The following is a 12245-nucleotide window of genomic DNA, read 5'->3' on the forward strand; positions in this document are numbered from 1 at the left end:
CTTCACCCGAACCAATTATTCCAGTTGGAATATACATTCCGGAGTGATCAGAACCAAGACCCCGAACGGTTCACTACTGTGGTGCCATGAACACCGACACCACCTCGGTAAGCAGCAAGCAGGGAACGTATGTCACCGGCGGTCAGGAATTCGTCCGCGACACCAAGTACATCGAAACCCGCATCACCCGCGACGGACGCGACGGCTACACCGTCGAACCCGGGCGCTACCGGCTCGTCGCCGCCCGCGCCTGCCCGTGGGCCAACCGCACGCTGATCGTGCGACGGCTCCTCGGCCTCGAGGACGCGATCTCACTCGGCCTGTGCGGGCCCACCCACGACGCCGACTCGTGGACCTTCGACCTCGATCCCGGCGGCATCGACCCGGTGTTGGGCATCCCCCGTCTGAAAGACGCCTACGAGAAGCGTTTCCCCGGCTACCCGAAGGGCATCACCGTCCCCGCGGTCGTCGACATCCCGACCGGCGAGGTCGTCACCAACGACTTCCCGCAGATCACCATCGACTTCGAGCTGGAATGGACCGACTTCCATCGTGACGGCGCCCCGCAGCTCTATCCCGAGCACCTCCGCGACGAGATCGACACGGTCAACAAGGGCGTCTACACCGAGGTCAACAACGGCGTCTACCGCTGCGGCTTCGCCGGCAGCCAGGAGTCCTACGACAAGGCCTACGACCGGTTGTTCACCAAACTCGACGAACTCTCCGAGCGGTTGTCCACACAGCGGTACCTCGTCGGCGACACCATCACCGAGGCCGACGTGCGGCTGTTCACCACACTCGCCCGCTTCGATGCGGTCTATCACGGCCACTTCAAATGCAACCGCACCAAACTCGCGGAGATGCCGGTGCTGTGGGCCTACGCGCGGGACCTGTTCCAAACCCCCGGATTCGGTGACACCACCGACTTCACCCAGATCAAGCAGCACTATTACCTCGTGCACCGCGACATCAACCCGACCGGCATCGTGCCGGCGGGACCCGACCTGCGCAACTGGCTGACCCCACATCACCGCGAGGAACTCGGCGGACGCCCCTTCGGCGACGGCACCCCGCCACCACCACCGCGCCCGGCCGAGGTGGTTCCCGCCGAGCACTGGGTGCCCGTCGCATGATCGGCAAGAAGCGGCCCGAGGCTGCCGCACCGAAACCCACGGGACCGGCGGCCGGACGTACCGCCCAAGTCACCGGCAACCTGATCGACAAGGCACAGCGACTGCAGGCCCCCGCGGTGGCGAAGTATGTCCTCGGTCTGCGGGAGAAGTACCCGAATGACTCCCCCGCGCAGATCATCACGCGGCTGGAGAAGCGCTACCTCAACGCGGTGACCTCCTCGGGCAGCGCGGTCGGCGCCACCGCCGCGATTCCCGGCGTCGGCACCGTGACAGCGCTCGGGGCGGTGACCGGTGAGACGGCGTGGTTCCTCGAAGCCTCGGCCCTGCTCGCGCTCGCGATCGCCGAGGTCCACGGGATCGGCATCCACGAGACCGAACGGCGAAAGACGTTGGTGCTCACCGTCGCCCTCGGCGAGGAAGGTCTCGCCCGGCTCGGCCGGGTGGTCGGCACCCAGGGCGGCGCGCTGCGGCGCCTCGGTCGCGCGTCGGCACCCAACGGCGCATTCGCCAAACTCAACAAGACGCTGGTCAACCGGGTGGCCAAGAAGTACGCACTCAAACGCGCGCCGCTCATCGTCGGTCGCATGCTGCCCGCCGGGATCGGCGCCGTCATCGGCGGCGCGGGCAACCGTGCCCTCGGCAAGCGGGTGATCGCGAGTTCACGCGAGGCGTTCGGTCCGCCGCCGGCGCACTGGACCATCGACTCCACCACCGTCGACGGTGCCGTGATCATCAACCCGTGGCTTCCGGCCGGCGAGAAGTGACGCTCGGCACCACCACCGAGACCGCCCCCTCGCACGATCCCGGACCCGCCACCGGATCGCCGCGCGCCCATGCCGGCTGGCTGCGCCGCCTGACCGCCGAGTGCCTCGAGCATCGTCGACTCGTGGCCATCACGTTGTCGGTGACCTTCATCGCCGTCGCCGTCGATCTCGTCGTGCCGCTGCTGTCCAAGGCGGCCCTGGATCTGGCGACCGGCGCCGGCTCCGGGCGTGGCCTGGAGTCGCTCACGGTGCCGCTCATCGTCGGGTTGCTGCTGGCGCTGGCCGTGGTGCGCTACCTCTGCCAGATGGGCCGACGGCTGACCGCCGGCCGTCTCTCGATCACCGTCCAGAACACCCTGCGACTACGCCTGCTGGACACCCTGTTACACCTCGACGGTGCCACCCAGGCCCACATCCGCACCGGTCAGGTGGTCTCCCGCTCGATCTCGGATCTGCAGATCGTGCAGGGCCTGCTGGCGATGGTGCCGTTGTCGGTGGGTGCCGCCGGCCAGGTGGTCCTGGCGCTGGTCATCATGTTCTACCTCTCGCCACTGCTCACGCTGATCGCGTTGGCCATCGTCCCGCTCGTCGCGATCGTCGTCGTCACCACCCGGCGCCGGCTCTTCGCCGCGACCTGGTCGGCGCAGCAGGCCGCCGCCGACGTCGCCCAGCACGTCGAGGAGACCGTCACCGGCGTGCGCGTCGTCAAGGGATTCGGCCAGGAAACCCGCGCCGTCGACGAACTCGTCACCCTCGGCCGTGACCTCTACGGCAAGCGGTTGCGGGCGGGAAAGATCAACGCGCACTTCACCCCTACGATGGCGGCCATCCCGCAGCTCGGCATGGTCGCGGTCATCGCCGTCGGCGGATATCTGACCTTGGACGGCGACATCACCCCGGGCACCTTCCTCGCATTCGCCACCTATGTCGCGTCGATGACCGCATTGGCGCGGTTGCTGACCAACCTGGTGGTCAGCGGGCAGCTGGCCCGTGCGGCGGTGGAGCGGGTCTACGACGTGATCGACGCGCCCACCGACCCGGACGAGGCCAACACCGAGACGCTCCCCGACGGCCCGCTGGGCCTGGAGTTGCGTGGAGTCGATTTCTCCTATGACGGGGAGCGGGTGCTCGACGGCATCGACCTGCGGATCGGCCCCGGTGAATGCGTCGCCGTCGTGGGGCCACCAGGCTCGGGCAAGTCCACCCTCGCCGACCTGGTGAGCCGCCATGTGCGCCCCGACCGCGGATCGATCGATGCGCTGTCGGGGCCCGGCGGGCAGGTCCGCACCCCGATCGGCGACCTGTCGAGCGATTCGCTGCATGCGGGGGTGGCCGTGGTCTTCGACGAACCTTTCCTCTACTCCGACACCATCGCCACCAACATCACACTCGGCGAACGTCACCCGGTGGGTGCGCACCCCGACCCACGCCTCGTCGAGGCCGCACGCGCCGCCGACGCCCTCGAGTTCATCGAGGCCCTCCCGGACGGCTTCGACACCGTCGTCGGCGAGCGGGGACTGACGCTGTCCGGCGGCCAGCGTCAACGCGTGGCGCTGGCCCGCGCCCTCTACGCACGTCCCCGGATCCTCGTCCTCGACGACGCCACGTCGGCGGTCGACGCGTCCACCGAGGCGGGTATTCTGCACCGGCTGCGCACGCAGAGCCCGACCATGCTGGTCCTCGCGCACCGCCGGTCCACCCTGATGCTCGTCGATCGGGTAGCCGTGCTCGACGGCGGTCGCATCGTCGATGTCGGCACCGTGGCCGAACTCGACGCCCGCAGCGAGATGTTCCGGGCGCTCATGTCGCCGGTGGCGTCACCCGCACACCCCGCTCCGGGGACATCGAAACACGTTGCACCACAACGTATTGCGCCACAACCCACCAACGACGACACCCTCGACGCACGACTGTGGCCCACGGACGCGCCCGTCGTACGGGAACGACTCCGGCCCGGGACGCCCGATCCGGCCGGCCCGCCCGGCGGCGTCGGTGGCCGGGGCGGACGCGGCGGTGGCATCGCCGGGGCACTGGGTTCGATGCCGGCCACTCCCGCCTTGCTCGACGCCGTCGCGGCACTCCCACCGGCCGACGAGGACCCGCACGTCGACGTCGCCGCGACGCGCGCCGAGAATCGGGAATTCTCCCTGTGGCAGATCGTCAGGCCGGTGCGCTGGCTGATGGCCATCGCGATCGCCGCGATCGCCGTGGACACGCTCACCGGGCTGATCTTCCCGTCGCTGGCCCGCGCGGTGATCGATGCCGCCACCCGCACCGATGAACGGACCCTGCTCGTCGCCACCGGGATCGGTGTGGCGACGGTCGCGGTGGGATGGGTCGCCTCGGCCGCGATGACCCTGTACTCGACCCGCGCGGGCGAGCGGGTGCTCTTCGGTCTGCGGGTGCGCAGCTACGCACATCTGCAGCGCCTCGGCCTCGACTACTACGAACGGGAACTGTCCGGCCGCATCATGACGCGGATGACCACCGACGTCGATGCGCTCTCGACCTTCCTGCAGACGGGCCTGCCCACGGCCATCGTCGCGGTCCTGACCCTGCTCGGGGTCAGCGCGGCGCTCCTGCTGACCGATCTGCAGCTCGGCGCGCTGATCCTGCCCGCCATCCCGGTCCTGATCGTGGCGACGGTCATCTTCCGCCGGATCGCCGCCCGCGCCTACACGCGGTCGCGCGAACTCGTCAGCGCGGTCAACGCCGACTTCCAGGAGAACATCGCCGGCATCAAGACCACCCGCTCGTACCGGAACACCGACGTCGCCGCGCGGCGCTTCGCCGGGCTTGCCGCGCAATGGTTTTCGGCTCGGATGACCTCACAGCGCGCCATCTCGGTGTACTTCCCGTTCATCACCCTGATCAGCGACCTCGCCACCGCCGCGGCGATCGCGGTCGGGGCCCACCAGATCTCCGGCGGCACGCTGTCGGCCGGCACGCTGATCGCCTTCATCCTCTATCTCTCGTTGCTGTTCGGTCCGGTGCAGCAACTGTCGCAGGTGTTCGACGGCTATCAGCAGGCCGCGGTGGGCCTGCGACGCATCGCCGATCTGCTGCGCACGCCGACGACCGTCGCCGAGCGCCCCGACGCCCACGATCCCGGGCCGGCCGGATTCGACGGCGATGCACGCCTCGACGCCGTCGGCTTCCGGTACGCGCAGGCACCCACCGAGGCACTGGGCGATGTCGATCTGCACATCCCGCCCGGGACGTCGCTGGCGCTGGTGGGCCGCACCGGGGCGGGCAAGTCGACCATCGTCAAACTGCTCGCCCGCTTCTACGACCCGACATCCGGTGCCGTGCGGATGGACGGCACCGACATCCGGGATTTCACCGTGCGCGGCTATCGCAGCCATATCGGGATCGTCCCCCAGGAACCCCACCTGTTCACCGGCACCGTCGCCGACAACATCGCCTACGGCCGGCCCGACGCGGACCGCTCCGACATCACCACCGCCGCGCGGGCCGTCGGCGCCGCCGAGATGATCGCGGGCCTGTCCGGCGGCATGAATCACCCCATCGGTGAACGCGGTCAGGGCCTGTCGTCGGGCCAGCGCCAACTGATCGCCCTCGCGCGCGCCGAGCTCGTCTCCCCCGACCTGCTGCTGCTCGACGAGGCGACGGCAACCCTCGACCAGGCCACCGAGGCGACGGTGCTCGCCGCCGGCGATGCCCTCACCCATCGACGAACATCGGTGATCGTGGCCCACCGGCTCGCGACTGCGGCGCGCGCGGACCGGATCGCCGTGGTCGACGCGGGCCGGATCGTCGAGGCGGGAACACACGAGCAACTCCTCGCGTTGGGCGGGAGGTATCGCACGTTCTGGGATGCCGGTGTCGATCCCGACGTGGACGGTACGTCGCCTGCAAGGCAACTCATGCGCTGAGTTGTCGCGGGTACGCGCGGCTGTCGAAGCGCACGGGACCCGTCAACGGCGCCGGAGGGTGACGGCTCCGGCGGCGGTGGTGGCCACCGCACCTCGCCGGGGTGATCGGGCGCGGGCTGCCTTCGTCGCCGAAGAGCGCAAGCGCGTACCATCTGCAGGTGGTTCACGACGTGGCTCCACGAGAGACGCACGTGGTGAGACGGCGACCCGACACCAGAGGGAATTGAGGCGAGAATCCGCTGTGAGCAGTTCGATATCCGAATCCGACTTCGGGCAGAACACATGGCTGGTCGAGGAAATGTACCGGCAGTATCAGAAGGACCCGAACTCGGTGGATCCGAGTTGGCACGACCTTCTGAAGAACTACACCCCGTCCGGAAACGGCAGCAGCACCAACGGCGCCGAGTCGGCACCTGCGGCCAAGGGCTCGAGCGCGCCGGCCGCTGCTCGCCCCGCTGCGCCGAGTAAGCCCACCGCGTCGTCGGCATCCACCTCGTCCACCGCATCGGCCAAGGCGGCCGCGAGCGCGACGCCGGCGAGCGCCACCAAGAAGCAACCGGTCACCCTGGATCAGGGGCCGGCCCCGCGCGCGACCCCGCCGCGCAAGACCCCCGCCCGTGAGTCCACCGCCACCAAGGCCGCCTCCGGTCAGAGCGTCGCCAGCCGCGACGGTTCCGCGCGTTCCCAGAACAAGCCGACCGCCAAGTCCCCGGCGTCCGCCGCGTCGACATCCGAGGACGAGACCAAGGTGTTGCGCGGTCCGGCCGCCGCCATCGCCAAGAACATGTCGGCGTCGCTGCAGATCCCGACTGCCACCAGCGTGCGCGCCGTCCCCGCGAAGCTGATGATCGACAACCGTATCGTCGTCAACAATCACCTCGCCCGGACCCGCGGCGGCAAGATCAGCTTCACCCACATTCTCGGCTACGCCCTCGTCCAGGCGATCAAGTCGTTCCCGAACATGAACCGACACTTCGCCGAGGTCGACGGCAAGCCCAACGTCGTCACCCCCGCCCACACGAACCTCGGGCTCGCGATCGACCTCGTCGGCAAGGACGGCAACCGCACACTCGTCGTCGCCGCCATCAAGAAGTGCGAGACGATGGGCTTCGCGGAGTTCTACAGCGCGTACCAGGACATCGTGCGACGTGCTCGCGACGGCAAGCTCGGCGCGGAGGACTTCGCCGGGGTGACCATGTCGCTCACCAACCCCGGCACCATCGGTACCGTGCATTCGGTGCCGCGCCTGATGAAGGGCCAGGGCGCCATCATCGGTGCCGGCGCGATGGAGTACCCGGCCGAATTCCAGGGCGCCAGCGACGAGCAGATCGCCGAGCTCGGCGTCGGCAAGCTGATGACGCTGACCTCGACCTATGATCACCGCATCATCCAGGGCGCCGAGTCCGGCGACTTCCTGCGCAAGGTGCATGAGCTGCTGCTCGACGACGCGTTCTACGACGAGATCTTCACCGCGTTCCATATTCCGTACGAGCCGGTCCGCTGGCGTCGCGACATCCCCGCCGGACTCGTCGACAAGAACACCCGTGTCCTCGAGCTGATCGCCGCCTACCGCAACCGCGGTCACCTGATGGCCGACATCGATCCGCTGATGATGGACAGCGATGCGCGCGCCAGCCATCCCGACCTCGACATCCTGACCTACGGGCTGACCCTGTGGGATCTCGACCGCAGCTTCAACGTCGGCGGCTTCCACGGCCAGGACAAGATGAAGCTGCGCGATGTGCTGTCGATCCTGCGCGACGCCTACTGCCGTCACGTCGGCGTGGAGTACACCCACATCCTCGAACCCGAGCAGCAGAAGTGGGTGCAGGAACGTGTCGAGATCAAGCACGTCAAGCCGCCGGTCGCCGAGCAGAAGTACATCCTGAGCAAGCTCAACGCCGCCGAGGCCTTCGAGACCTTCCTGCAGACCAAGTACGTCGGTCAGAAGCGCTTCTCGCTCGAGGGCGCCGAGTCGGTGATCCCGATGATGGACGGCGTCATCGACCAGAGCGCCGAACACGGCCTCGGCGAGGTCGTCATCGGCATGCCGCACCGCGGGCGCCTCAACGTGCTCGCCAACATCGTCGGCAAGCCGTACTCGAAGATCTTCACCGAGTTCGAGGGCAACCTGAATCCATCGCAGGCGCACGGTTCCGGCGACGTGAAGTACCACCTCGGCGCCGAGGGCAAGTACTACCAGATGTTCGGCGACAACGAGATCAACGTCTCGCTGACCGCCAACCCGAGCCACCTCGAGGCCGTCGACCCGGTCCTCGAAGGCCTCGTCCGCGCCAAGCAGGACCTCCTCGATGAGGAGCAGCAGTTCTCCATCCTCCCGCTGATGCTGCACGGCGACGCCGCCTTTGCCGGGCAGGGCGTGGTGCCCGAGACCCTGAACCTGGCCATGTTGCCCGGCTACCGCACCGGCGGCACCGTGCACATCGTGGTCAACAACCAGGTCGGCTTCACCACCGCACCGGAGCATTCCCGCTCGACCGAGTACTGCACCGACGTCGCGAAGATGATCGGCGCGCCGATCTTCCACGTCAACGGCGACGACCCGGAGGCATGTGTGTGGGCGGCCAAGCTGGCCGTCGACTACCGCGAGGCCTTCCGCAAGGACGTCGTCATCGACCTCGTCTGCTTCCGCCGCCGCGGTCACAACGAGGGCGACGACCCGTCGATGACCCAGCCGGCGATGTACGACGTGATCGACACCAAGCGCGGTGTCCGCAAGTCCTATACCGAAGCCCTCATCGGCCGCGGGGACATCTCCACCAAGGAGGCCGAGGACGCTCTACGCGACTACCAGGGGCAGCTCGAACGGGTCTTCAACGAGGTCAAGGAACTCGAGAAGTTCACCCCGGAGCCCAGCGAGTCCGTCGAGGCCGATCAGCCGCTGCCGCAGAAGCTGGTGACCGCGGTCGACAAGGACGTGCTCGCCGACATCGGCAACGCGTTCTTCAACACCCCCGAGGGCTTCACCCCGCATCCGCGGGTGAAGCCGGTGCTCAAGCGCCGTCACGAGATGTCCACCGAGGGTGGCGTCGACTGGGCCTTCGCCGAGTTGCTGGCCTTCGGGTCGCTGGTGGTCGAGGGACGTACCGTGCGCCTGTCCGGTCAGGACTCCCGACGCGGCACCTTCACCCAGCGGCATTCGGTGCTCATCGACCGGGACAACGGCTCGGAGTACACCCCGCTCAACCACCTGCAGCCGATCGACGGTGACGCCGATTCGCTGGGCCGGTTCCTGGTGTACGACTCTCCGCTGAGCGAGTTCGCGGTGGTCGGCTTCGAATACGGCTACTCCGTGGGCAACCCCGACGCGCTGGTGCTGTGGGAGGCGCAGTTCGGCGACTTCGTCAACGGCGCACAGTCGGTGATCGACGAGTTCATCAGCTCCGGCGAGGCGAAGTGGGGGCAGCGTTCCGACGTGGTCCTGCTGCTCCCCCACGGCCACGAGGGTCAGGGTCCCGACCACACCTCGGGTCGTATCGAGCGGTTCCTGCAGCTGTGTGCCGAAGGATCGATGACGGTGGCGCTGCCGTCGACGCCGGCCAGCTACTTCCATCTGCTGCGTCGCCACGTCCTCGACGGCATCAGCCGCCCGCTGATCGTCTTCACCCCGAAGTCGATGCTGCGCAACAAGGCCGCGGTGTCGCCGCTGTCGGACTTCACCGAGGACAAGTTCCGTTCGGTGATCGACGACCCGCACTTCAAGTCCGACGAGGCCGAGCGCAACAAGGTCAAGCGGGTGTTGCTGGTGAGCGGCAAGCTCTACTACGAGCTGGCCGCCCGCCGCGACAAGGAGAACCGCGAGGACGTCGCCGTGGTGCGCATCGAACAGCTCTACCCGGTGCCGCATCGCCGCCTGCAACAGACCCTCGAGCGCTACCCGAACGCCGATGAGTTCTTCTGGGTCCAGGAGGAGCCCGCCAACCAGGGCCCGTGGCCGTTCCTCGGATTGTGGCTGCCCGAACTGCTCCCGGACCTGCTGAAGGGGCTGCGTCGGGTGTCGCGTCGCCCGATGTCGGCGCCGTCGTCCGGATCGAGCAAGGTCCACGCCGTGGAACAGCAGGAGATCCTCGACGAGGCCTTCGGCTGACACGAACACCGCATCTCACGGTTCCGGCCGCGACGTCCCCCTGGGGGTGTCGCGGCCGGTCTCGTTGTGGGCGGGCTCAGCCGGGGAGATCGACGACGGTGCCGGAGGCGGCCACGAGCGCGGGAAGTGACGCGGTGATCACCGCCAGCAGTTCCTCGCGGCCGATGACCGGGTCGGTCAGCCACGAGATCGTGGTCTGCTCGACGAACGCGATCCACCCGTGCACCGTCATCTCGACGAGCGGGGTGAGCGCCACGCCGAGGGCCGGCGCGTGCTCGAGCACCCGGTCGGCCATCGCCGATCGGGTGTGATCGAATACCTCCCGCATCGCCGGGTCGGCGCTGGCCGAACCGCGGATGAAGGCCATGTACGCGGCGCGGTTGGTGCTCACGTACTCGACGAACGCCGACATCGACCCGGCCAGCACGCTCAGTGGATCACCGAGCGACTCATCGGGGCGGGTGCAGTCGAGCATCTCCTGCGATTGCGCCCGTGCGATGGCCACATGGAAGTCCTGCTTGGATTCGAAGTAGTGGAACAGCAGTGCCCGCGACACCCCGGCCGCAGCGGCGATCGCGTCGATCGTCACCTGTTCGAGGGGTCGCTCGGAGACCATCTGCAGGCCGAGGGAGATCAGCTGATCGCGGCGCTCCTGCGGGCTCATCCGGGTGCGGCGTGCTCCGGCCGGGGCACCGGATCGGACAGTGCCGGATCGGACAGGGTTCGACGAGGCCATACCCGCCATCGTAGCCTACTGACTCATGTTCAATAACTATTGACGGGTATTCAATAAGCCTCTATGGTGGGTCACCATGACAACGCATGATGTAGAGATCGCGATCGTCGGAGCCGGCTTCTCCGGACTCGGGGCCGCCATCACCCTCAGCCGCGCGGGCGTCGACGATTACGTGATCCTCGATCGCGGTGCCGACTTTGGCGGCACCTGGCGCGACAACACCTACCCGGGCGCCGCGTGCGACGTCGCGTCGAACCTGTACTCCTACTCCTTCGCGCCGAACCCCGACTGGTCGCGCTCGTACTCGCATCAGCCCGAGATCCATCGCTACATCAACACCGTCGCCGATGACCACGGCGTCCGGGAGCGGGCCCGCTTCGGCACCGAGGTCACCCGGGCCGCGTGGGATGAGGACAGCGCGCACTGGCTCATCTCGACCATCGCCGACGGAGTCGAGAACACCTACCGGGCCCGGCACCTCATCGGCGCCGTCGGCCCACTGTGTGAACCGAATCTCCCCGACATCGAGGGCATCGAATCCTTCGCCGGCACCGTGATGCATTCGGCGCGTTGGGATTCCGACGTCGACTTCACCGGCAAGCGGGTCGCGGTGATCGGTACCGGCGCGTCGGCCATCCAGATCGTGCCGGAGCTGGCAAAGGTGGCCGGCCGGCTCGACGTCTACCAGCGCACCGCACCGTGGATCGTGCCGCGCACCGAACGGCCTTACACCCCGGTCGAACACTGGGCCTTCAAGCACCTGCCCGCGGTACAGTCCGCGAGCCGGGCCGGCATCTACGCCTTCAACGAGTTCGTCGCCTTCGGCATGACCTACTCCCCCGCCGCGCTCAAGCCGGTGGAGATCCTGGCCCGCGCGAACATCTTCCGCGGTATCCGCGACCCGGAGCTCCGCGCCAAGGCCACCCCGAAGTTCCAGATCGGCTGCAAGCGCATCCTGCGCTCCAACGCCTGGTATCCGGCACTCGACCGCGACAACGTCGACCTCGTCACCGATCCCATCGAGCGGATCACCCCCACCGGTGTGGTGACCGCCGACGGCACCACCCGTGACATCGACATCCTGGTGGTGGCCACCGGCTTCCACGTCACCGACTCCCGTGTCTTCGGCAGCATCATCGGCGCCGACGGACGCAGCCTGGCACAGGTGTGGGACGAGATCGGCATGCAGGGATACAAGGGGTCCTTCGTCCACGGATTCCCCAACATGATGCTGATGATCGGGCCGTCCACCGGCCTCGGACACACCTCGATGGTCTACATGATCGAATCACAGCTCAACTACCTCGCCGACTACATCGCCACCACCCGGCGCCGTGACGCCGTACGAATCGATGTGACCGAGGCCGCCCAGCGTCGCTATAACGCCGGCATCCAGCACAAGCTGCGCAACAGCGTCTGGGTCAACGGCGGCTGCGCCTCGTGGTACAAGGACGCCAACGGCAACATCACCACCCTGTGGCCGGGCTTCACCTTCGATTTCCGGCGGGAGACAAGGACATTCGACGTCACCGCCTACGACGTCACGACCGCCGCCGACGCCGCGGCGACCACCGTCGACCCCACGCCCGTCACAGCCGGCGCCTGATA

The 12245-nt window shown here is 68.0% G+C and carries 6 protein-coding genes; 5 read left to right on the forward strand and 1 reads right to left on the reverse strand.

All coding sequences use genetic code 11. The annotated features are described in order from the left end of the window. Window positions 1-86: 86 nt before the first annotated feature. The 4 genes from ACWDPV_RS21430 to ACWDPV_RS21445 all read left to right on the forward strand — a co-directional run bounded on the left by ACWDPV_RS21430 (window position 87) and on the right by ACWDPV_RS21445 (window position 9901). Entirely contained in the window at window positions 87-1133 is a 1047-nt protein-coding gene (locus ACWDPV_RS21430) for a glutathione S-transferase family protein (RefSeq protein WP_449744576.1), read from the forward strand. Beyond that, window positions 1130-1897: a hypothetical protein gene (locus ACWDPV_RS21435; RefSeq protein WP_449744577.1), complete on the forward strand. Its 768-nt coding sequence runs from the start codon at window positions 1130-1132 to the stop codon at window positions 1895-1897. Before ACWDPV_RS21430 ends, ACWDPV_RS21435 begins: the two co-directional genes overlap by 4 nt. Continuing rightward, window positions 1894-5793: an ABC transporter ATP-binding protein gene (locus ACWDPV_RS21440; RefSeq protein ID WP_449744598.1), complete on the forward strand. Its 3900-nt coding sequence runs from the start codon at window positions 1894-1896 to the stop codon at window positions 5791-5793. Before ACWDPV_RS21435 ends, ACWDPV_RS21440 begins: the two co-directional genes overlap by 4 nt. Window positions 5794-6034: 241 nt before the next feature. Next, on the forward strand, window positions 6035-9901 hold the full coding sequence (locus ACWDPV_RS21445; RefSeq protein WP_449744578.1) for a multifunctional oxoglutarate decarboxylase/oxoglutarate dehydrogenase thiamine pyrophosphate-binding subunit/dihydrolipoyllysine-residue succinyltransferase subunit: 3867 nt from the start codon (window positions 6035-6037) through the stop codon (window positions 9899-9901). Between the two features lie 76 nt (window positions 9902-9977). Here the strand turns inward: ACWDPV_RS21445 and ACWDPV_RS21450 are convergent, their stop codons facing one another. Then, complete coding sequence (locus ACWDPV_RS21450; protein WP_449744599.1) at window positions 9978-10565, reverse strand: TetR/AcrR family transcriptional regulator; 588 nt, start codon at window positions 10563-10565, stop codon at window positions 9978-9980. A gap of 148 nt (window positions 10566-10713) precedes the next feature. Here ACWDPV_RS21450 and ACWDPV_RS21455 point away from each other — a divergent pair, with 148 nt between their 5' ends. Further along, a complete protein-coding gene (locus tag ACWDPV_RS21455) occupies window positions 10714-12243 on the forward strand; it encodes a flavin-containing monooxygenase (protein WP_449744579.1) in 1530 nt (509 codons plus the stop codon). Window positions 12244-12245 lie beyond the last annotated feature (2 nt).

Source organism: Gordonia sp. NPDC003504, from assembly GCF_053587995.1.